The sequence below is a fragment of the Achromobacter animicus genome (genome assembly GCF_902859585.1).
GTDB lineage: Bacteria > Pseudomonadota > Gammaproteobacteria > Burkholderiales > Burkholderiaceae_B > Achromobacter > Achromobacter animicus.
In genome coordinates, this window is record NZ_CADIJM010000023.1 from 31,269 (window position 1) to 53,674 (window position 22,406).

The following is a 22,406-nucleotide window of genomic DNA, read 5'->3' on the forward strand; positions in this document are numbered from 1 at the left end:
CACACGGGTGTCAGACACCGAGGTCTACGCTTTACCCGGCAGCGCGTTCGGCCGCTTCGACCGTATTGACCAGCAGCATGGCGATGGTCATCGGACCCACGCCGCCCGGCACGGGCGTGATCGCGCCGGCCACTTCCTTGGCGGATGCAAAATCCACGTCGCCGCACAGCTTGCCGTCCGCGCCGCGGTTGATGCCCACGTCGATGACAACGGCGCCGGGCTTGATCATCGAGCCGTCGATCATGCCGGGCTTGCCGGTGGCGACGACCAGCACGTCGGCGCGGCGGGTCTGGGCCGCCAGGTCGCGCGTCTTGGAGTTGCAGATCGTGATGGTGGCGCCGGCCTGCAGCAGCAGCATGGCCATGGGCTTGCCCACGATGTTGCTGGCGCCGACGATGACGGCCTCAGCGCCGCGCAGCGTCACGCCTTCCGATTCCAGCATCTTCATCACGCCGTACGGCGTGCAGGGACGGAACAGCGGTTGCCCGGTCATGAGCAGGCCCGCGTTGCTGATATGGAAGCCGTCAACGTCCTTCTCGGCCGCGATGGCCTCGATGACCTTGTGGGCATCCATGTGCTTGGGCAGGGGCAACTGCACCAGAATGCCGTGGATGCTGGGGTCCTGGTTCAGCACGTCGATGCGGGCCAGCAGTTCGGCCTCGGTCATCTCGGCCGGGTATTGCTCTTTCACGGAATGCAGTCCGGCCTTTTCGCAGGCCGCGACCTTGTTGCGCACATACACCTGCGAGGCGGGGTCCGCGCCGACCAGCACGACGGCCAGGCCGGGGCGGGTGCCTTTTTCGGCCAGGGCCGAAACACGCTGGGCGACTTCTTCGCGAATGCGCTGCGAAAGGGCCGCGCCGTCAATAATCCTTGCGGTCATGCGTGTGCCTCGGGTTTGGCCAGGGCCACTTTCATCAAATCTGCAACGGTGGTCACTTCAAGTTTTTCCATAATGTTGGCGCGGTGCGCCTCGACGGTCTTGATGCTGATGCCCAGGTCGTCGGCGATCTGCTTGTTCAAGCGGCCGGCGACGATGCGCTCCAGCACCTGTTGCTCGCGCGCGGTCAGGCGGGCCAGCATGGCTTCGTGGTCCTTCTGGGCCTGGTGCTTGCTCACGCGCTGCGTGGCCTGCTCCAGCATGCGCGCCACGATTTCGCGCAGGTCGGATTCGTTGAACGGCTTTTCCAGGAAGTCGACGGCGCCTTTCTTCATGGTGGACACCGCCATCGGCACGTCGCCGTGGCCCGTGATGAACACGATGGGCAGTGGCGCGTTGCGGATGATGAGCTGCTCCTGCAGCTCCAGGCCGCTCATGCCGGGCATGCGCACGTCGGCGATCAGCACGCCGATCTGGCTGGCGTCGTAGTCTTCCAGGAAGGACTCGCCGCTGGCGTAGGCGCGAACGCGGTATCCATTGGCTTCCAGCAGCCAGCGCAGCGAATCGCGGACCGCTTCGTCGTCATCGACAATGAATACCGTGCTCGACAGGTGGGGCGTGTTCATGCGTGCAACTCCTCGGACTGATCGTTCTGGGCCTGCGTCTGGGTCGCAGCGCAGGGCAGGGTGAAGCGGAAGATAGTACCGCCGGCGGGATTGGGGTCAGCCCACAGGCGGCCGTGATGCGATTCGATAATGGTACGGCAGATGTTCAGCCCCATGCCCAGGCCCTGCGACTTGGTGCTGAAGAACGGTTCGAACAGGCGCTCGGGTTCGGCAAGGCCGTGGCCGCGGTCCACGACGGCCACCTCGATATGCTGCTCGTGAAGAATTACGGCAACCTTAAGCTCGTCGGACTCGCTCTTTTCCATGGCTTCCAGCCCGTTCTTGAGCAGGTTCAGCAACACCTGTTCGATCAGGATGGGGTCGGCCAGGACGTCGGGCGCGTTGGACGGCACGAAGCTGTCGATGCGGATGCGGCGCTTGCGGGCGTCGATTTCGGCAAAGCCGATGGCGTTGTCGACGATGCGGCCGATGGCGACGCGCTGGCGGCGCGGCTCGCTGCGTTTCACGAATTCGCGGATGCGGCTGATGATCTTGCCGGCGCGCTCGGCCTGGGACGCCGCCTTTTCCAGCGCGGGCAGCAGCATGTTGGGACTGGTGTGGCCGGCCTTGACCAGCGCCACCGCGCCCATGCTGTAGTTGGCGATGGCCGTCAGCGGCTGGTTCAGTTCGTGCGCCAGCGACGAGGCCATTTCGCCCATCGTGGTCAGACGGCTGGTGAGCTGGATCTTTTCCTGCTGCACGCGCGACGCTTCCTCGTGACCGCGGCGCTCGGTGATGTCGCGCGCCACCTGCATGCGCACGCGGCGGCCGTCCGTCCAGGCCAGCATGCGGTGGTGCACTTCAAACCAGCGCTGCACCGACGGCGCAAAGACCTCGACCGATTCGTCGGTGAAGCGGCCGCGGCGGCCGGCCAGCAGTTCGTCGTGGCCACCCGTCTGCGCGCCGAACACGCGGCGGTACGTGCGGTTGGCGAACAGCAGTTCCAGCCCGTCGTGGGTGTCGGCCGTGACCGAGATGGCGTCGTCCAGGCCTTCCAGCACGGTCATGAAGCGCTCGTGCGCGGCGGTCAGGGCCTCGCGGATGCGCTTGGGCTCGGTGATGTCTGTCATGGACGTCATCCAGCCGATCTGGTTGCCATTAGGGTCCAGCAACGGGGACACATACATGCGCGCCGTGAAGCGCGAACCGTCGCGCCGCTGCGCCTCGACTTCCAGGCCGCTGCTGGGGGTCTTGCCCGACATCAGCACGTCCAGCGTGTGCTGGTGCTGTTCGTGGCGGCCAGGCACCCAATAAGGGAAGGGCGGGCTGCGGCCGATCAGGTCGGCCTCGTTCCAGCCGATCATCCGGCAGAAGGCGGGGTTCACGTAGGCGATGCGGCCTTCCATGTCGAGCACGCGCATGCCCGTGGACATGGAGTTTTCCATGGCGCGCCGAAAACCCGTTTCGGCAATGAGCGCGGCCTCGGCGGTGGACCGGAAGCGGGTGTAGCGCCACAGCATGAGCAGGCTGATGACAATAACGCAGGACAGCGCCAGCACGACCCAGATCAGGCGTTGCTGACGCAGCTCCTGGTCTATCGTGACAAACATGACGCTGTCGTCATGGATGCGCTGCAGCCAGAAGAACACCGCCATCACACAGATATAGAGGATCAGCACCATGGCGGGCGTGACCCAGTACACCCCGCGCCGCCGGGTGCGGGCGTGGTCGTGGAAAGGCGTGGGTATGTTGGACTTGGGCGCGCTGGACATGGAATTCGGGGCCGGTAGACCGCGCATTTTAGTGCGTGTTGGGAGGGAATTGCCGGGAATCAAGTCCACCATTCGGCCTAGACCGTAAAAAGTATGGCGTTCAGCGATTCAGCTTCCGTTCAACTTTCCACATTATGAAATGCCGTACCGCAACATGAAATTTTCCTTGCGACCGGTTAATCTTCTTTCTTAGAATGCCGCCTGACAGGAAACCCGCCCCTGGCAGGTCCTTTGAACACCCCGACCCCATGCATTGCATGGTAGCCCGGATGATCCCGGCTACCATGCAATGTCCGCGAGTAGATCAATAAGCGGGTGTGTGGTCACGACGAACCCCAACAGGAGACACACGATGTCCTCTAACGCCCAGGCTGGCGCCGTACAGGCCGCCAACGACGAAGACACCCTTGAAACCCAGGAGTGGCTCGAAGCCCTGGCAGCCGTCCTTGATCGCGAAGGACCGCAGCGCGCCCATTACCTGCTGGAACGCCTGATCGACGAAGCCCGTCGCTCCGGCGCTCACATCCCGTTCTCGCCCAATACCGCTTACGTCAACACGATTCCCCCCGGCCTGGAGCCGGCGCACCCGGGCAACCTGGAACTGGAAACGCGCATCCGCTCGTACGTGCGCTGGAACGCCATGGCCATGGTGGTCAAGGCCAACAAGCACAACCCGCCCGATGGCGGCGACCTGGGCGGCCACATCGCGTCGTTCGCCTCGCTGGCCACCATGATTGGCTGCGGCCAGAACCACTTCTGGCACGCCGAAGACGAAGGCCACGGCGGCGACCTGGTCTATTTCCAGGGCCACACCTCGCCCGGCATGTACGGCCGCGCCTACCTTGAAGGCCGCCTGACCGAAGACCAGCTGAACCACTTCCGCCAGGAAGTGGACGGCAAGGGCCTGTCCTCGTACCCGCATCCGAAGCTGATGCCGGACTTCTGGCAGTTCCCGACGGTGTCGATGGGCCTGGGCCCGCTGATGGCCATCTACCAGGCCCGCTTCCTGAAGTACCTGCACGCCCGCGGCATCGCCGACACCAGCAACCGCAAGGTCTGGGTGTTCTGCGGCGACGGCGAAATGGACGAACCCGAGTCGCTGGGCGCCATCGCTCTCGCGGCCCGTGAAAAGCTCGACAACCTGATCTTCGTCATCAACTGCAACCTGCAGCGCCTGGACGGCCCGGTGCGCGGCAACGGCAAGATCATCCAGGAACTGGAAGGCGACTTCCGCGGTTCGGGCTGGAACGTCATCAAGCTGATCTGGGGCGGCTACTGGGATCCGCTGCTTGCGCACGACAAGGAAGGCATCCTGCGCCAGATCATGGAAGAAACCGTCGACGGCGAGTACCAGGCGTACAAGGCCAACGACGGCAAGTTCGTCCGCGAACATTTCTTCGGCAAGCACCCCAAGCTGCTGGAAGCCGTGTCGCGCATGAGCGACGAGGACATCTGGCGCCTGAACCGTGGCGGCCATGATCCCCACAAGGTGTACGCGGCCTTCAAGTCGGCCACCGACCACACCGGCCAGCCGACCGTCATCCTGGCCAAGACCATCAAGGGCTACGGCATGGGCCACGTCGGCCAGGCCAAGAACCCGACCCACCAGCAAAAGAAGCTGGAACTGGATTCCATCCGCGAATTCCGCGACCGCTTCGGCATCCCGATCCCGGACGACAAGCTGGCCGATCTGCCGTACTTCAAGCCGGCCGAAGATTCGCCCGAAATGAGGTACCTGCACGAGCGCCGCGCCGCGCTGGGCGGCTACCTGCCGCGCCGCCGCGCCAAGGCCGACGAGCAACTGAAGGCCCCCGCGCTGGACGCCTTCAAGGCCGTGCTGGAACCCACCGCGGAAGGCCGCGAAATCTCGACCACCCAAGCCTTCGTGCGCATCCTGAACCAGGTGCTGCGCGACAAGGAACTGGGTCCGCGCGTCGTGCCGATCCTGGCCGACGAATCGCGCACCTTCGGCATGGAAGGCCTGTTCCGCCAGATCGGCATCTACGCGCCGGAAGGCCAGAAGTACACCCCGGTCGACAAGGACCAGGTCATGTACTACAAGGAAGCGGCTGACGGCCAGCTCCTGCAGGAAGGCATCAACGAAGCGGGCGCGATGAGCTCGTGGATTGCGGCGGCCACGTCGTACTCCTCGAACAACCGCATCATGATCCCGTTCTTCATCTACTACTCGATGTTCGGGTTCCAGCGCATCGGCGACCTGGCCTGGGCTGCCGGCGACATGCAGGCGCGCGGCTTCCTGCTGGGCGGCACTGCCGGCCGCACGACGCTGAACGGCGAAGGCCTGCAGCACGAAGACGGCCACAGCCACATCCTGGCCTCGACCATCCCGAACTGCGTGTCGTACGACCCGACGTTCGGCCATGAGCTCGCCGTGATCATCCAGCACGGTCTGAAGCGCATGGTGGAAGACCAGGAAAACGTCTACTACTACCTGACGGTGATGAACGAAAACTACCCGCAGCCCGGTCTGACCAAGGGCGACGAGGAAGGCATCATCAAGGGCATGTACAAGCTCAAGTCGCACGGCAAGGGCAAGAACCGCGTGCAGCTCATGGGTTCGGGCACCATCCTGCGCGAAGTCATGGCCGCCCAGGAACTGCTGGCTGCCGACTGGGATGTCGCTTCCGACCTCTGGAGCGTCACCAGCTTCACCGAGCTGCGCCGCAACGGCCTGGACGCCGAACGCCACAACATGCTGCACCCCGACGAGAAGAAGCCGCAGGTCGCTTACGTCACGGAACAGCTGGCCAAGACGGAAGGCCCGATCATCGCGTCGACCGACTACATGAAGCTCTTTGCGGACCAGATCCGTCCGTTCGTGCCCAAGGGCCGCGAATACAAGGTGCTGGGCACCGATGGTTTCGGCCGTTCGGATTTCCGCGCCAAGCTGCGCGAGCACTTCGAAGTGGATCGCCACTTCGTCGTCGTCGCCGCCCTGCGGGCGCTGGCCGACGAAGGCAAGGTGCCGGTTGCCAAGGTGGCCGAAGCCATCAAGAAGTACGGCATCAATCCGAACAAAGCCAACCCGCAATACGCCTGAGGGTAAAGAGACATGAGCAACATCGTGCAAATCAAGGTTCCCGACATCGGCGACTTCAAGGAAGTGGAAGTCATTGAAGTGCTGGTTGCCGTGGGCGACACGATCAAGGCGGAACAAAGCCTGATCACGGTCGAATCCGACAAGGCCTCGATGGAAATCCCCGCGTCGCAAGGCGGCGTGGTCAAGTCCATCGCCGTGAAGGTCGGCGACAAGGTCGCCGAAGGCGCGGTCGTGCTGGAAGTGGAAGCGGCCGACGCTGGCGCCGCCAAGGAAGAGGCCCCCAAGGCTGAATCCAAACCGGCCGTCAAGGAAGAGCCGAAGCAGGCCGCCGCCGCCGCGCCCAAGGCCGAGGCCTCGGCGCCCGCGCCGGCTGCCTCCAGCGGCCCGGTCGAGATCGAAGTGCCGGACATCGGCGACTTCAAGGAAGTCGAAGTTATCGAAGTCATGGTCGCGGTCGGCGACATCATCAAGGCCGAGCAAAGCCTGATCACCGTCGAGTCCGACAAGGCCTCGATGGAGATCCCGGCCTCGCAAGGCGGCGTGGTCAAGGAAGTGAAGGTCAAGGTCGGCGACAAGGTCGCCAAGGGCTCGATCGTGGTGGTGGTGGAAGGCGGCGCGCAAGCCGCTGCCGCCCCGGCCGCGAAGTCCGAAGCTGCGCCGGCCCCGGCTGCCAAGCCGGAAGCCAAGGCAGAATCGGCGCCCGCGCAGGCTGCCGCGCCCGCCTCGCGTCCGGCCCCCGCCGCCGCGCTGGAAGACGCCAACCTCAAGCCCGGCCAGTTGCCGCACGCGTCGCCGTCCGTGCGCAAGTTTGCGCGCGAACTGGGCGTGAACCTGTCGAAGGTCAAGGGCACGGGTCCCAAAGAACGCATTACCGCCGACGACGTGCGTGGTTTCGTCAAGCAGGCCCTGTCGGCTGCGCCGGCGGCCGCTGCTGCCGGTGGTTCGGCCGATGGCGCCGCGCTGGGCCTCTTGCCGTGGCCGAAGGTCGACTTCACCAAGTTCGGCCCGATCGAAGCCAAGCCGCTGTCGCGCATCAAGAAGATTTCCGGCGCGAACCTGCACCGCAACTGGGTCATGATCCCGCACGTCACCAACAACGACGAAGCGGACATCACCGACCTGGAAGCGCTGCGCGTCACGCTGAACAAGGAAAACGAGAAGTCGGGCATCAAGGTCACGATGCTGGCCTTCCTGATCAAGGCCGTGGTCGCGGCCCTGAAGAAATTCCCCGAGTTCAACGCCTCGCTGGACGGCGACAACCTGGTGCTCAAGCAGTACTACCACATCGGCTTTGCCGCCGACACGCCCAACGGGCTGGTGGTGCCGGTGATCCGGGATGCCGACAAGAAGGGCATCCTGCAGATCGCCCAGGAAATGACCGACCTGTCCAAGAAGGCGCGCGACGGCAAGATCTCGCCCGCCGAAATGCAGGGCGGCTGCTTCTCGATCTCGTCGCTCGGCGGCATCGGCGGCACCTCGTTCACGCCCATCATCAACGCGCCTGAAGTCGCGATCCTGGGTGTGTCGCGCTCGTCGCACAAGCCTGTGTGGGACGGCAAGCAATTCGTGCCGCGCCTGATCGTGCCGCTGTCGCTGTCCTACGACCACCGCGTCATCGACGGCGCCGCGGCCGCGCGCTTCAACGCCTATCTGGGTGCGCTGCTGGCCGACTTCCGCCGCATCGCGCTGTAAACGGGGAGCCCTATGAGCAATACCGTTCAAATCAAAGTGCCGGACATCGGCGACTTCAAGGAAGTGGAAGTCATCGAAGTGCTGGTTGCGGTGGGCGACACGATCAAGGCGGAACAGAGCCTGATCACCGTTGAGTCCGACAAGGCCTCGATGGAAATCCCCGCGTCGCAAGGCGGCGTGGTCAAGTCCATCGCCGTGAAGGTCGGCGACAAGGTTGCTGAAGGCGCGGTCGTGTTGGAAGTGGAAGCGGCTTCGGGTGCTGACGCTGGCGCCGCCAAGGAAGCGGCTCCCAAAGCTGGGTCCAATGCCGATCCCAAGCCGGCTGCCAAGTCTGAAGCGCCCAAGGCCGAAGCGGCCAAGGCCGCCGCGCCTGCCGCCGCCACCTACAGCGGTTCGGCCGATGGCGAATACGACATGCTGGTGCTGGGCGCGGGCCCCGGCGGCTACTCCGCCGCCTTCCGCGCCGCCGACCTGGGCCTGTCCGTGGTCCTGGTCGAACGCTACAGCACGCTGGGCGGCGTCTGCCTGAACGTGGGCTGCATCCCGTCCAAGGCGCTGCTGCACAACGCCGCCATCATCGACGAAGCCCGCGAACTGGCTGCCCACGGCATCAGCTTCGGCGAGCCCAAGATCGACCTGGACAAGCTGCGCGGCTACAAGGACAGCGTGGTCGCCAAGCTGACCGGCGGCCTGGCTGGCATGGCCAAGGCGCGCAAGGTCACCGTGGTGACGGGCGTGGGCGAATTCGCCGACGCCAACCACCTGACCGTCAAGGGCGCCGACGGCAAGTCGCAGACCCTGCGTTTCAAGCAGGCCATCATCGCCGCTGGCAGCCAGTCGGTGAAGCTGCCGTTCCTGCCCCAGGACGAGCGCATCGTCGACTCCACCGGCGCCTTGCTGCTGCGTGAAGTGCCCAAGAAGATGCTGATCATTGGCGGCGGCATCATCGGCCTGGAAATGGGCACGGTGTACTCGACGCTGGGCGCGCGCCTGGACGTCGTGGAAATGCTGGACGGCCTGATGCAGGGCGCCGACCGCGACCTGGTCAAGGTGTGGCAGAAGAAGAACGCCTACCGCTTCGACAACATCATGTTGAAGACCAAGACGGTGGGCGCCGAAGCCAAGAAGGACGGCATCTACGTCACCTTCGAAGGCGAGGGCGCACCCAAGGAACCGCAACGCTACGACCTGGTGCTGCAGGCTGTCGGCCGCAGCCCCAACGGCAAGAAGATCGGCGCCGACAAGGCGGGCATCGCCGTCACCGACCGCGGTTTCATCGAGGTCGACCGCCAGATGCGCACCAACGTGCCGCACATCTACGCCATCGGCGACATCGTCGGCCAACCCATGCTCGCCCACAAGGCCGTGCATGAAGGCCACGTCGCCGCCGAAGCCGCCGCCGGCCAGAAGTCCTTCTTCGACGCACGCGTCATCCCGTCGGTGGCCTACACCGATCCGGAAGTGGCGTGGGTCGGCCTGACCGAAGAAGAAGCCAAGAAGCAGGGCATCAAGATCGAGAAGGGCGTGTTCCCGTGGGCAGCCTCGGGCCGCGCCATCGCCAACGGCCGCGACGAGGGCTTCACCAAGCTCATCTTCGACGCCGAAACGCATCGCATCCTGGGCGGCAGCATCGTGGGCACCCATGCCGGCGACCTGATCAGCGAACTGGCGCTGGCCGTGGAAATGGGCGCCGACGTCGTCGACATCGCCAAGACCATCCACCCGCACCCGACGCTGGGTGAATCGGTGGGCATGGCCGCGGAAGTCGCCGAAGGCGTCTGCACCGACTTGCCGCCGATGAAGAAGAAGTAACGCGCCGCGGCTTGCTGCGGTTGCAACAAAAAGCGCCGCCCCTTTTTGAGGGGGCGGCGCTTTTTTATGCGTGTACGTTGTGGATGTGTGCGCTGTTTGCCCGCGCTTCTTATGCGAGGGCTGTCTGTGCAAACGCTGTACGTGCCAGCGCTGTACGTAGGTTGTTTGCGGGGGCCTTTGTTTGGGCAGTGCAGGGGCGCGTGATCAGGCGTCGATTCGCCGGTACGACGCGGGCGAAAACCGCAGGGCCAGCGCCAGCAGCATGACTGCGCCACCCAGCATCACGATCCAGGCCTCGGTCAGGCTGGAAAACCGGTCGCGCAGGATGCCCGCCAGCAATGGCATGAAGCTCGCAATCAAGTAGCCGCCGCCTTGCACGAACGCCGCCAGCATGCCCGCTTGTGCCGGATCGTCCAGGTGGTCCATCGCCACGATCAGTGACAACGGAAACAGCGCGCCGATTCCGATGCCAAGCAGCAGGCACGCCAGCAGCGCCAACTTGAGCGGGGCAAGGATCAGGCATGTCAGTCCGCAGATCAGAATGGTCAGCACGGCGCCCAGCGGCTTGCGGCGATCCGGAAAGCGGCCGATCCAGGCCGACACGGCCAGACCCGCCATCACTTCGGCCAGCGTCAGGCCGCCCAGCAGAAAACCGGCGGCGGAAGGTTCCCACCCGAGACCGGTGTAGAACGGCGGCAGCCACGCCAGCACCAGCGTGTAGGCGCCGGTGCCGATGCCAAAGAACAGCATCAGCTCCCACGCCCGCAGATTGCGCCAGAAGCTGCGTGGTGCCGTGCGCGCGGTGCGGTGCAGGGGCGATGAGGCGTCGGCGCGATCTTGCGCTGCGTTGAGCCACAGCGGCAACGCCAGCAGCGCGGGCACGCTCCAGAACGCCAATACGGCGGGCCACCCGACGCTACCCGCAAGCCCCGCGGCGCTGGCCGCCGCGACGGCCGCGCCCGCCATGATGCCGGTGGTGTACAAGCCAAACACGCGTCCCATGTCATGCGCGAAATTGCGCTTGATGAAGGCGGGCAGCAAGGTCTGCACCAGCGCAATGCCGACGCCCGCCAACACCGCCGTCAGCAGCAACCCGTAGGTCTGCGTCCCGACATATCGCGCGGCGCAAGCAAGGGCCACCATCGCCACGCCCAGTGCGATCCCGGTGCGTTCATTCAGGTATTTGTTGAGGCGCCCGCCCGCGAGCGCGCAGATCCCCATGACGAACACGGGCAACGTCGTCAGCAGGCTGGCCTGCGTATTGGTCGCGCCGGTGGCCGCCTGGATCATGTCCAGCAACGGCCCAATGGCGGCCAGCGCGGGCCGCAGATTCAACGCCACGGCCACGATGGCGACGATGGCAAACAAGGGGCGTAACCGCACGCGCGTCATGGATATCTCGACATCAAGTTATTTGATATCGAAGTATATAGACGGCGCAGTGGGTTCGGCAACGGGATATCATGGCTGCCAATGTAAATAGCTTCATGTAGAGACAACCATGAATGATCGTGCTCGGCGCGCGCAGGAAGAATGGCAGCGTGAACGTCCTGACATCGACGCCAACGTGATGGCGCTGGTCGGGCGACTGCTGCAAGCCACACATCTGCTGGAGCGCAACTGGTTCCTGCCGCTGGCGGCGCAGTTCGAATTGCACCAAGGCGAGTTCGACGTCATCGCCACGTTGAGGCGGTCAGGCAATCCGTACGCCATGACACCCACTGATCTGCACGAGGGCCTGATGCTGTCGTCGGGCGCGATGACGAGCCGGCTGGATCGTCTTGAACGAAAAGGCCTAATCGAACGTGTGCCGTCGCCGAACGACCGGCGCAGCACGCTGGTGCGGCTTACGCCAGCGGGCCTGGCGCTCATCGACAAGCTGCTGCCGCTGCATGTGGCGAATGAACAGCAGGCGATGGCTGCATTGACGCAAAAGGAACAGGCGCAGCTGGATGGATTGCTGGCGAAGTTGATTGTGGGGTTGGAGCGTAAGCCGGCGGGTTGAGCGGGCGGCGGCTCTGGCGCAGGCTTCGCAAGCCATACAGAGGCCGGCATCCCTCGCGAGGTGCGCGTCAGATGTTGCCCTGACCCGACGAACAGCCGTCCAATTGAAAAAGCCGCCCGTGGGCGGCTTATCTGCCTTGCATTCCGTTGCGGCTGATCGCCGCGCGGTTTGAATTCAGGCGTGGGTGTTGATGCGCGAACCCAGCGTGCCGTCGATGGCCAGCACCGGCAGCGATTGCAACAGCGTGGCGACCGAGTCGGCTTGCGCGTTGATCGCCTTCTTCGTCACCGATGCCTGCACTTCCATCATGAGGTTCGCGTCGCGCAAGGCCAGGGCGGAATTGACGGTGTTGTTGACGGAAGCATCCATGGTCTAGGTGTCCTGGTGATGTGAGGCCGGATCAGCGGCCGAAGCAAGTCGCATTATGGGGCACGCCAATCGAATGATGCAAAACATTTCGCAATGATCGCGAGGCGCAGTGCATTGTGGCGGGGGATCGTGGCGGGCATGTGACAGGTAAGGTCTTTGCTTGCCACGGCGGCATTGGCCTGTGCCACGTGCGGTCATGGCCGGCTACGGCTGCGCCGGGCATTCCTTCACTTTGCCCCAGCCTTCATTGGGTTCGCAGTACTGCTTGCGGGCGGCCCACGCGCATTCGGGACGTTCGAAGAAGCCCAGTTTCGCGCATTGCGCGAGTTCGCCGTCCAATACTGCAACCCATGCCATGGGATCCGGCGCGGGGATCTCGGTGATGCGCAGTGTGGACTGCGGCGCGGCCGGGGCGGGTTCTGCCGAAGAAACCGGCGCAGGGACGCGTTCAGGGGCGGCGGAACTGCCTCGTTCTGATGGCGCAGTGATGGAGGGCGCGGCGTCGGCTGCGGGCGGCGTTGCGGGTTGGGGATCGGGTTCGACCGATGTGGAAACCACCGGCTCCGGGGACGATGGCGCGGGCTCGGAAGGCCGTTCCGATTGCGCGCCGCTCGATGCTGACGCGCCACCATTGGCGGTAGCATCCACACCCGACGACAAGGGCGGCTGAGGCGTCAGCGGCACGCGCACCGGACTGGCGGCCGTCGTTCCCGACGTCGCGCTATTCGGTGAGTTCCACGACACCACGAGCAACACCAGGGCGCCATAGATGGCGAGGGTATAAACCACGGTCACCGTAGCGCATCCGAGGCGCCGGCGCGTGATGGGTCCACCCTCGTCGCGGCCTAACAGGCCTCGCCACCCCACAAGCGCCGCTCCCGGCGCTGATATCAACCACCAGCACAAACGCTTGAACCATCCGGGCTCGTTGCGGGGCAGGGATGCCTGCACCTGCGCAGCCAGCAATTCCCGCAAGGCGCGGTTTTCTTCGCGCAGACGCATGGTCTGCGAGTCCGCAGGCCCCTGGTCGTCTGGATCCGGCGTGCTGTCGTGCTGCGTAGCGAGTGGATCGGTAGGCGTGGCGGTCATGGGTGAAAAATATGGATACAAAGGCGTGCGGTCGCAATTATGCGCGATGGACTGATGGAGGCAATGAGGGAATAGGGCCGGAAAAAGGCGGCTTCGCGTGAGATCGGCGATCCGAGCGGCGGTGCGCGGGGGGATGCCTCGGCGCCTGGTACGGCGAGCGTTCTCGCGTGCCACCACTGCGCATGGCGGAAGAATCCGCGACCTGAAAAGAAACAAGCCGGCGTGAGCCGGCTTGTCTGTTCGACCAGGTGCGAAGCACCCGGTGCGAGGAAGGCGGGCAGGGAGGTCTTGCGACCAGATCCTGCCCAACCGTCGGGCGTTGCGGCGTGATTAACGCAGCAGCGACAGAACGGTTTGCGGCACTTGGTTGGCTTGCGCCAGAACCGAGGTGCCAGCCTGTTGCAGGATCTGAGCCTTGGACATGTTCGACACTTCCGTGGCGTAGTCGGCGTCTTGAATACGCGAACGAGCCGAGGACAGGTTGTTCACGACGTTGTTCAGGTTGGCGATCGTCGATTCCAGACGGTTCTGCACGGCACCGAGTTCGCCGGTCAGCTTGTCGAGTTTGGTGAAGGCGGCGTCCAGGGTCTTCAAGGGGTCGGTGGTCTTGTCGCCGGCGCTTTCGGTCTTGGTGGTCAGTTCACCCTTCGAATTGACGTAGGCGGTGGAACCGATCTTCGGTGCGTACTCACCCGGGCCGTTGCCACCGGAAACTTTAACTTCGCCCGTATCCTTGTTGACCGTGTATTCCGTAGTGTATTGATCGACCTTCGTGAACGAGCCATTTCCGTCAACGTAGGTAGCGTTCGCTCCGGCGGAAGCCCCATTTACCAGGGTGACGGCAGCTGCAAAAATGCCTGATCCCATGTCAACCGTCGTGTTTCCGGTCATCGACTTGTTCAGCACCGTGTCCTTCGTTGCCACGTCGGTGAACTGCAGTTCACCGTTTGCGGCTGCGGCGAACGTGCCGCCGGCTTGGGTGTACTTGGTTTCGCCAACGGTAATCGATGCACCAGCGTACTTGTACGTATTAGCCGCGCCGCTGCCTTGCGCGACGGCAGCGAACATGTTAGCCATCGTAGCGACGTTCGAACCGGTTCCATTGTTGGTCGTCAGTTCACCGGCTGCGGACAGGTACGCCTGCTCGCCATTCAAAGTCACCTTACCCGTCGAATCGACTTCGAAGCTGGCCGATTTGGTGGCATTCGTGAACGTGCCGGTAACGGTGCCGCTAGTGGGGATTTGCTTCGCCGCAAGGTCTGCAACGGTGTTGCCAACAGCGCCAGTCTTGTTGGTGAAGGTGAAGTTACCCTTTTCGGCGTCGTACGTGTAGACCGTCGGCGTTCCAGCGGTGTCGGTCGTAACCTTGTCGCCGTTGGCCAGTTTGTCAAACACTTGAGCGCTAGTCACAGCATCGTGCTTGGTGATGACGTTGTAGACGCCAGAGCCTGCAGCAGTTTCCGTGCCCTTCGCTGCGCTAATATCGGTCACAGTCGCAGTTCGGTTTTGCGTGACGCCTTTGCCATTGACGTTGAAACCGTCCAAACCGAGCGTCTTCACGCTGATTTCGGACAAGTTCAGCGTAATCGTTTCCCCGTCGTTAGCGCCAACTTGCAGCGTCAGCGGTTTAGCCGAATCAGACAGAACCTTCACGCCGTTGAAGTCGGTTTGCTGCGAGATGCGGTCGATGTCAGCCATGCGCTGGTTGATTTCGCCTTGAACCGAATCCAGCTGTTCTTGCGAGTAGCTGCCGTTCGACGCTTGAACGGTCAGTTCGCGGATACGCTGCAGGTGGGTGTTGACTTCGGAAGCGGCGCCTTCCGTCGTCTGGGCCAGCGAGATACCGTCGTTGGCATTCCGAGCGGCTTGGGTCAGGCCCTTGACGTTCGCAGTGAAGCGGTTGGCAATGGCCATACCGGCGGCGTCGTCCTTAGCGCTGTTGATGCGCAGGCCCGACGACAGGCGTTCAATGGCGGTACCCAGGGAAGATTGCGACTTGTTCAGGTTGTTCTGAGCAACGAGCGACAAGTAGTTGGTATTGATGACTGCAGCCATGTTTAGGCTCCCAAGAGAGAAAGGCTTCTTCAAACCGGGCAGCTAGGCCGCCCAAACTGTAACGGTGAGGTATCGACTTGCTTGCTGAATCTCTTCCGTTGCCAGGATAACGGCAGCGCTTTATCAACCTTTAGGGGCCTGCTGCATGTTTTTTGTTTGGGAGCGCGAGCGGTGACTTAGGTGCGGATGCTCGCGCCCCTTCAGCCGGTTCAATCAAGGGGTCAAATCAATACGCCTTGATTGCGGAGCCCTGTCAGAACGTCATTGAGCAGCGACTGAGCGACCGAGTCGAGATTTCGGGTGCGCTTCAGTGATTTTCCTGATGGATGTGCTAGTTCTCCAGCCGCGAGCGCGTCTCGAAGAAGAGTGCGGAGTCCGGATACGGTGTTCGTGCCATCGATGTGCCCCATTATGAATTTGCAGATGGGGTCGCTCGGCAAGCGTACGTTGTGATGCCAGAGGTTGTAGAGTCCAATCTCATGATTGCCGAGATTAATGAACTCGCGTAGGGATTTCAGCCCCGCAATCAGCTCGGGGGGCACCCGCGATTCGTATGTCACCGGCTCTAGGCGGTATTCAAGCGCATTGGCATTGAGCAATGTGACGAGGTGATGGAGGACCAGTTCGTCTAGTTCAGAGTCTGGCAGTTCGCGGGTTTTGGGACGGGCGGCTTTTACCAAATCCGAAAAAGGTACGCATTTAGGCCAAGCTTGCCGCAGTACTTCCGCAACGGCAACGAAAGACGCATCTTGGGATGCGATTCCGACATTGTGAATCGTAAGATACCTGCGTTCGGCGGTGGGAGACCCTGCAGGCGTGGGCTGCCGGGTTAAGAACGCGGCAAGATACATTTGCGCGAATGCGTTGGCTTCCGGGCGATCTAAGATTTTTGAATCCCTGTCGGAATGGACCAGCATACTCTTCCGAAAGGTTCGCCCTACCGCGAAATCGAGGTACTGCTCTCTCACTTCTCGAGTTTCATTCGCCGACAGTGCGTTCTGCATGACAGCGACGTTGTCCCCGTAATTTGAAGCCATGGATGCCTGCGGTTCGGCATCAGCCAAATACGTCAGACCTGCTTGTTGAGCTGCAGCCACAAACTCCAAGAAGTAGCAAGGGCTGTTGACTGCTTCAAGATGCTCATGCATCAAGTAATAGTCTGACTGCGAGCGCAATTGACGAGCTGCATGTTGAAGTGATGAGCGCATGGGATTGTTCGGCGACAAACCGTGCTCAAGCATGCCTAAGACATCTTTAGCTCTGGCAAGCCGCTCTTGGGGGTCAGAGATGCTGTGACTGTTAAGGATCATCGCATCCCGAACGACGTCAGACGCTTTCCATCCCGGGTAGGTGTTATAGCTGATATATGCGATGCCCTCGGGAGCGAGGTTCTCTCGACATACCCGCAAAATTGCTGCGCGGACCTCGGGCGGAACCCAGCTGAACACCCCGTGAGCGATGATGTAGTCAAACTGGCCAAATTCGGGCGTGACGTCCGTAACGCTCATGGCTCGCAGATCGACGTTTCGCAAGTCCATGACTTCAATGGCAGCCCGCCCCTTTTTTATCTGTTGAGGCGACAGATCGATACCAACGACCTTCGCAACAGGGTTTGCGGCCGCAAAGGGAAGAAGATTTCCTCCAGCAGCGCAACCGATTTCCAGTACTCGCGCGCTTTCCACCGCTGGTGCTGGCAGACCGTACAGAGCGGCGACGGCCCGGAGTCTTCCTGGGGCGCTCATTGAGAAGGCGTTCGAGACGTAGGGGGTTTCGTCATAAGCGTCGGAAAGAGCCTGGTTGAGTACGTCGGTTTCGGACATAGAAATCTCAAGTGAAATGGAATGCTGAGGAATTGCACGCGGCATGAGCTTTGAATCGATGCCGGGCTGACAGGCTAGCAACAGCGCTCAGCGGTAAATTGGTCGAATAACGCCCCAATATCTCGGGCTTTATGGGTGATCGAAAGGCTCGGCGCGATGTTTGCGGGTGACAGAAACCGTAAGCCGAGACGACGGGGCCACGGACTGCTTAACCCTGTCCCGCAAGCCGGCCAACCGCCATTAACGTTGCTGACTATCGGAATGTCGCTCAAATAATCTGCGCGATCTGCCCCTCCTGCGGCAACTCCTGCCAAGCCTGATCCTTCAACCGAGCCCGGATCCGCGCCGTCGCCTGCGAGCGCAGCTGGCACACTCGCGCCTCGGTCACATTCATGATCGCGCCGATTTCCTTCAGATTCAGCCCCTGCTCGTAACACAACGACAGCAGCAGCTTCTCCCGATCGGGCAGGGCGTCAATCGCATGCACCAACGCCTGCCGGAAATCTCCGGCCAAGAGCGAATCCAGCGGATTCCCACTCGGCGCCCCGTGATTCAACGTCGCAGACCAATCGGCCTGCCCCGACGCCGAATCGGGTTCGGTGGTGAAGTCTTCGTAATGCACGATCTGCACGCCTTGCGCATCGTGCAGCAGCGACTGGTATTCATCCAGCGTCAGTTCAAGCTGCGCGGCGATCTCGGCCTCAGTCGGCGCGCGCATCAAACGCTGTTCCAGAAACTGGATCGCCTGTTCGATCTTGCGGGCCTTCGTGCGCACGCTGCGCGGCAACCAGTCCTGGCCGCGAAGCTCGTCGAGCATCGCGCCACGGATACGCGTCGTGGCGTAGGTCTCGAATTGCGCGTCCGCGGTTTCCTGATAACGGCGGACGGCATCAAGCAGGCCGATCATGCCGGCTTGTATCAAGTCGTCGAGTTCGACGCTGGCGGGAAGCCGGGCGAGCAATTGCAAAGCCAGCTTCCGAACTAGCGGCGCGTATTCGACCAGGCTGTCATCTGCGTGGGGCATTGCGGGAATTCTGGCGGAGTCCATCGTGAAGCGCGGTCGTGTTGCCAATTTGCGACATTGTCGACAAGCGCGGCTACGGTAAGGCGGGCGAATCTTACGAGTCGCTAAGTTGGCATTGTCGGCAATGGGGCGCCGTTCATTTCAGGAAGTACGCAACGTTTTGAATGCTTATTTGGCAAATTGGCGAAAATTTGTCACGAAGTTGTATGTCAAGGTGTGTCTAGAAAGGCACGTTGCGCAACATCAACAAAGATTTGTCATATAAGTCATAGAAAATGACATCACCTGTGGTAAATTTTACTTAATTTGCGAACAAATGATACATTTCGCATAAAAACAGGATGCAGCAAGCAGTCAGGTAACAATCGTTGCCTGCGCTATGAGTAATCAAGCCCCTCGGGTGGGATAGGGATAGGGAGTACGGCGTGCAACAAGTCGAAAATTCTTTGCTGGCAGACATTCGCGAAGTGAATCTGTCATATCTGTTACTGGCTCAGCGTATGTTGCGGGACGATTTCGCCGCATCGATGTTCCGCCTGGGTTTCAGCAACGAAGTCGCTGACATTCTCATGCGCCTTTCGCCGGCGCAATTGGTGAAACTGGCCAGCTCCAGCTCGCTGCTGTGCCGTTTCCGCTTTGACGATTACAGCCTGCTGTCCGCGCTGACTCACGACGTTCTGGGTGGTGCGCTGCAACAAGCGCATGCAACCATCCTGCTCGCCAAGCAGCCTGTCGAAGAACTGGCCTGACGGCCTCGCGAATTCCACTCGGATACACCTGTAATGGCCTCCAAGAGCGTTTCCCAGGAAGCGGACGACATTCTGCTTGCTAGCTCCATGATTACGCTGGGCGCGCGCCTTCAGGTGCTTGAGGCTGAAACAAGCCTCAGCCATGATCGCCTCGCCCGCCTGTATCGCGAAATCCGCGGCTGCTCGCCACCCAAGGGCATGCTGCCTTTTTCGGTTGACTGGTTCATGACCTGGCTGCCGAATATTCATTCCTCTCTCTTCTATAACGTGTATTCGTTCCTGAATACGCGCACCACCAGCAAGGGCATACGCGCCACCATCGATGCGTATCGCCTGTATCTCGAAAACGCGGGGCAGGAAACCGCGGATGCCGAGCCCGTCCTGAGCTTTACCCGGGCGTGGATGCTGGTGCGATTCTTCGATAGCGGCATGTTGCAGCTCTCTGCGTGCCGGCAATGCGGCGGCCATTTCATCGCCCACGCCCACGATCCGCAGTCCGATTTCGTGTGCGCCATCTGCCGCCCGCCACCTCGCGCCGGCAAGACCCGCGCGGCGGCCAAAGCACGCGCCGGCAGCCGTTCAGCCCCCATTGCGACCGCCGCTCCGACCTGATCGGGCGTCCAAATACATCAAAAGCCCTGGAAAACACCCCCTAACCCGCCTTTTTGGGGCAGGGGGGACAGGGGATCATTGACGCAAGTTATAGACTTCGTTGGCAGGGGCCCGTTGTGTTGATTGTTATCGGTTTTCTTGTGGTGATCGTGTCGGTCGTCGGCAGCTTCATGGCGCTGGGCGGACACATGGGCGCGCTTTACCAGCCCTTCGAGCTGACGCTGATCTTCGGCGCGGCGTTCGGGGCTTTCCTGGCGGGCAACAGCAAGAAGTCGCTGATGCTGGTCAAGAAGGCGCTTCCCGACGCGCTCAAGAGCTCGCGCTACGGCAAGGACGTGTACATGGAGCTGATGGCGCTCCTGTATGTGCTGCTGAACAAGGCGCGCCGTGAAGGCCTGATGGCCATCGAATCGCATATCGAGGACCCGGGCTCCAGCCCGATCTTCAGCGAGTATCCCCGTATCGCCAAAGACGAGAAGCTCATGGAGTTCATTACGGACTACCTGCGCATCATGATCAGCGGCAACATGAGCTCGTTCGAAATCGAAACGCTCATGGACGAGGAAATCGAAACCTACCGCCACGAGCGCGAAGTGCCGGCGCATGCGCTGCAGCAGATGGCCGACGGCCTGCCTGCTTTCGGTATCGTGGCCGCGGTGCTGGGTGTGATCAAGGCGCTGGCCGCCGTGGATCAGCCGCCCGCCATTCTGGGTGACCTGATCTCCAAGGCGATGGTCGGCACGTTCCTGGGTATTTTGCTGGCGTACGGCTTTGTGGGTCCGCTGGCCTCCCGCGTGGAACGCCGCACCGATGAAGCCATGAAGGTGCTCGAATGCATCAAGACGACGCTGCTGGCCAGCATGAACGGTTACCCGCCCCAGCTCGCGGTGGAATTCGGCCGCAAGGTGCTGTTCTCGGCGGTCCGGCCCACCTTCGGTGAGCTGGAAGAGCACGTCCGCCAGACCAAGTCGACCGGCAAGGCCTGACGGAGCGGGCCATGAGCACGGTAAATAATCACCGTGTGGTGATCCGCCGCAAGAAGGTCAAGGGCGGCGGGCACCACGGGGGCAGCTGGAAGATCGCGTACGCCGACTTCATCACGGCAATGATGGCGTTCTTCCTGGTGATGTGGCTGGTCAGCATCGTGCCGAAGGAAGAACTGAAGGGCATCGCGGAGTATTTCCGCATGCCGCTGCGCGTCGCCATTACGGGCGGGCCCAGCAGCTCGGCGGAAACGAGCGCCGTGCCGGGCGGCGGGCAGGACCCGCTGCGCAGCGAGGGCGACGTGCGCCGCGGCCAGGGCAACCGGGTCGAGTCCCAGCCGATGGGCGACGCCGAGCGCCGCGAGCAGCATCGCCTCGAAAACCTCAAGAAGCGCCTCGAAAACGTCATCGAGACGAGCCCGGTCCTGAAATCCTTCCGGCCGCAGCTCCTGATCGATCTGACGACCGAAGGCCTGCGCATCCAGATCATCGACAACCAGAACCGCCCGATGTTCGCGACCGGCCGCGCCGAAGTGCAGCCGTACATGCGCGACATCCTGCGCGAGCTGGGGCCGGTGCTGAACGAACTGCCCAACAAGGTCAGCATCTCGGGTCATACCGACGCGTCGCAGTATGCGCGCGGCGAACGCGCCTATAGCAACTGGGAGCTGTCGGCCGACCGCGCAAACGCTTCGCGCCAGGAATTGGTGGCGGGCGGCATGAACGAAAGCAAGGTCATGCGCATCCAGGGTCTGTCTTCCAGCATGAGTCTGGTTAAAGATGATCCGTATGCAGCCGTTAATAGACGCATCAGCCTGGTGGTGCTCAACCAAAGCACCCAGAAGCGCATCGAAAGCGAGAACGCCGCAGCCGCGGATTTGAGCGCCAAGGATGCGCGCGAGGTGGGGACGGCCGTGCAGGCGGTGCAAGCCGCCAGCCAGGCCGCAACGGCAACCAAGCAGGGCGAGGCGGAGAACACCCCGCCCGCTGAAGGGGTTCGACAACAATGACGGCAACGATACTCGTCGCGGATGATTCCACGACCATGCGGATGATCGTGCAGGCGACGCTGACCGGCGCAGGCTGGAACGTGTTGACGGCTTGCAACGGCCAGGAAGCGCTGGAAGTGGCGATGGCCAACCCGGTGGATCTGGTCGTCAGCGACTGGAACATGCCGGTGAAGGGCGGTCTGGAGTTGATCCAGGGGTTGCGCGAAGAGGACCGGTACATGGACGTGCCGGTGCTGGTGCTGACCACCGAGGACGACGTGGACAGCAAGATGGCAGCCCGGGATCTGGGTGTTTGCGGCTGGCTTTCCAAGCCGGTGGATCCCGATGTGCTGGTGGAATTGGCGACCGAACTGCTCGACGAGCAGGCCGGCGCGTAGCAGGTTCATTTAGAAAGGCGTACGGGTCATGAGTTCTGGTTTGGACCTCAGTCAGTTTTACGAGACCTTTTTCGACGAGGCGGACGAGCTGCTCGCGCAAATGGAGCAGCTGTTGCTCGAGCTCGATGTGGGCGCGCCCGACATCGAGCAGCTCAACGCCATTTTCCGCGCGGCGCATTCGATCAAGGGCGGTGCGGCGACGTTCGGCTGTTTCAACCAGCTGGCGGGCACGACCCATCTGCTTGAGAACCTTCTGGACGCGATCCGGCGTGGCGAAATGGCGCTGCGCACGGACATGATTGATATTTTCTTGGAAACGAAAGACGTGCTCAAAAGCCAACTGGATGCCTATCGGGCCTCCGAAGAGCCCGATGATGCCGTGTTTGAGCGTATTTGCGCCGTATTGAGGCAGCTTGCGCTGGAGCATAAGGATCCCGCCGCGGCCGCCGCGCCCGCGCCCGCTGCGCATGCACCCGCTGCTGCGCCGGTCG

At 62.4% G+C, this 22,406-nt stretch carries 19 protein-coding genes; 10 read left to right on the top strand and 9 right to left on the bottom strand.

The genetic code is table 11. The features are described from left to right. Nucleotides 1–31: 31 nt before the first annotated feature. Genes folD through HV681_RS26530 form a run of 3 tightly spaced genes read right to left on the bottom strand, consistent with a single transcriptional unit; the run spans nt 32 to nt 3,257 of the window. Nucleotides 32–883, bottom strand: a complete 852-nt coding sequence (gene folD / locus HV681_RS26520; protein ID WP_175126081.1) for a bifunctional methylenetetrahydrofolate dehydrogenase/methenyltetrahydrofolate cyclohydrolase FolD — start codon at nt 881–883, stop codon at nt 32–34. Next, nucleotides 880–1,506 (bottom strand): response regulator transcription factor, encoded by a 627-nt coding sequence (locus tag HV681_RS26525; protein WP_056570132.1) that lies wholly within the window; start codon nt 1,504–1,506, stop codon nt 880–882. Before HV681_RS26525 ends, folD begins: the two co-directional genes overlap by 4 nt. Beyond that, entirely contained in the window at nt 1,503–3,257 is a 1,755-nt protein-coding gene (locus HV681_RS26530) for a PAS domain-containing sensor histidine kinase (protein ID WP_105238467.1), read from the bottom strand. The genes HV681_RS26525 and HV681_RS26530 overlap by 4 nt, the downstream gene beginning before the upstream one ends. A 352-nt stretch (nt 3,258–3,609) precedes the next feature. Between HV681_RS26530 and aceE the strand changes: the two genes are divergently transcribed. Genes aceE through lpdA form a run of 3 tightly spaced genes read left to right on the top strand, consistent with a single transcriptional unit; the run spans nt 3,610 to nt 9,822 of the window. Next, nucleotides 3,610–6,318, top strand: coding sequence for a pyruvate dehydrogenase (acetyl-transferring), homodimeric type (aceE, locus tag HV681_RS26535; RefSeq protein WP_175126082.1), 2,709 nt, complete (start codon nt 3,610–3,612; stop codon nt 6,316–6,318). A gap of 12 nt (nt 6,319–6,330) precedes the next feature. After that, the gene (gene aceF, locus HV681_RS26540; protein WP_175126083.1) at nt 6,331–8,010 is read left to right on the top strand and encodes a dihydrolipoyllysine-residue acetyltransferase; all 1,680 of its coding nucleotides are present in this window, start codon (nt 6,331–6,333) and stop codon (nt 8,008–8,010) included. A 12-nt stretch (nt 8,011–8,022) separates the two neighbouring features. Next, on the top strand, nt 8,023–9,822 hold the full coding sequence (lpdA, locus tag HV681_RS26545; protein WP_175126084.1) for a dihydrolipoyl dehydrogenase: 1,800 nt from the start codon (nt 8,023–8,025) through the stop codon (nt 9,820–9,822). Nucleotides 9,823–10,026: 204 nt separating this feature from the next. On the opposite strand, the gene HV681_RS26550 is transcribed toward lpdA, so the two are convergent. After that, the gene (locus HV681_RS26550; RefSeq protein WP_175126085.1) at nt 10,027–11,214 is read right to left on the bottom strand and encodes an MFS transporter; all 1,188 of its coding nucleotides are present in this window, start codon (nt 11,212–11,214) and stop codon (nt 10,027–10,029) included. A gap of 109 nt (nt 11,215–11,323) precedes the next feature. On the opposite strand from HV681_RS26550, the gene HV681_RS26555 reads away from it, so the two are divergent. Further along, entirely contained in the window at nt 11,324–11,827 is a 504-nt protein-coding gene (locus tag HV681_RS26555) for a MarR family winged helix-turn-helix transcriptional regulator (RefSeq protein ID WP_175126086.1), read from the top strand. A gap of 174 nt (nt 11,828–12,001) precedes the next feature. Here the strand turns inward: HV681_RS26555 and HV681_RS26560 are convergent, their stop codons facing one another. The 5 genes from HV681_RS26560 to HV681_RS26580 all read right to left on the bottom strand — a co-directional run bounded on the left by HV681_RS26560 (nt 12,002) and on the right by HV681_RS26580 (nt 18,184). After that, entirely contained in the window at nt 12,002–12,196 is a 195-nt protein-coding gene (locus tag HV681_RS26560) for a putative motility protein (protein WP_056316520.1), read from the bottom strand. A 204-nt stretch (nt 12,197–12,400) separates the two neighbouring features. Beyond that, nucleotides 12,401–13,285 (bottom strand): hypothetical protein, encoded by an 885-nt coding sequence (locus HV681_RS26565; protein ID WP_175126087.1) that lies wholly within the window; start codon nt 13,283–13,285, stop codon nt 12,401–12,403. Nucleotides 13,286–13,615: 330 nt separating this feature from the next. Then, on the bottom strand, nt 13,616–15,340 hold the full coding sequence (locus HV681_RS26570; RefSeq protein WP_175126088.1) for a FliC/FljB family flagellin: 1,725 nt from the start codon (nt 15,338–15,340) through the stop codon (nt 13,616–13,618). A gap of 221 nt (nt 15,341–15,561) precedes the next feature. Then, the gene (locus tag HV681_RS26575; RefSeq protein ID WP_175126089.1) at nt 15,562–17,160 is read right to left on the bottom strand and encodes a methyltransferase regulatory domain-containing protein; all 1,599 of its coding nucleotides are present in this window, start codon (nt 17,158–17,160) and stop codon (nt 15,562–15,564) included. A gap of 268 nt (nt 17,161–17,428) precedes the next feature. After that, nucleotides 17,429–18,184, bottom strand: coding sequence for an RNA polymerase sigma factor FliA (locus tag HV681_RS26580; RefSeq protein ID WP_175126090.1), 756 nt, complete (start codon nt 18,182–18,184; stop codon nt 17,429–17,431). A gap of 425 nt (nt 18,185–18,609) precedes the next feature. On the opposite strand from HV681_RS26580, the gene flhD reads away from it, so the two are divergent. The 6 genes from flhD to HV681_RS26610 all read left to right on the top strand — a co-directional run. Next, nucleotides 18,610–18,933 (top strand): flagellar transcriptional regulator FlhD, encoded by a 324-nt coding sequence (gene flhD, locus HV681_RS26585; protein WP_046806433.1) that lies wholly within the window; start codon nt 18,610–18,612, stop codon nt 18,931–18,933. Between the two features lie 33 nt (nt 18,934–18,966). Continuing rightward, nucleotides 18,967–19,545: a flagellar transcriptional regulator FlhC gene (gene flhC / locus HV681_RS26590; protein ID WP_175126091.1), complete on the top strand. Its 579-nt coding sequence runs from the start codon at nt 18,967–18,969 to the stop codon at nt 19,543–19,545. A 116-nt stretch (nt 19,546–19,661) separates the two neighbouring features. After that, nucleotides 19,662–20,531: a flagellar motor stator protein MotA gene (gene motA / locus HV681_RS26595; RefSeq protein WP_056570169.1), complete on the top strand. Its 870-nt coding sequence runs from the start codon at nt 19,662–19,664 to the stop codon at nt 20,529–20,531. Nucleotides 20,532–20,542: 11 nt separating this feature from the next. Beyond that, on the top strand, nt 20,543–21,538 hold the full coding sequence (gene motB, locus HV681_RS26600) for a flagellar motor protein MotB (RefSeq protein ID WP_175126092.1): 996 nt from the start codon (nt 20,543–20,545) through the stop codon (nt 21,536–21,538). Next, nucleotides 21,535–21,915, top strand: a complete 381-nt coding sequence (locus tag HV681_RS26605; RefSeq protein WP_175126093.1) for a response regulator — start codon at nt 21,535–21,537, stop codon at nt 21,913–21,915. The genes motB and HV681_RS26605 overlap by 4 nt, the downstream gene beginning before the upstream one ends. Nucleotides 21,916–21,943: 28 nt before the next feature. Continuing rightward, a partial coding sequence (locus HV681_RS26610) for an Hpt domain-containing protein (RefSeq protein ID WP_175126094.1) occupies nt 21,944–22,406 on the top strand: 463 nt, incomplete at its 3' end.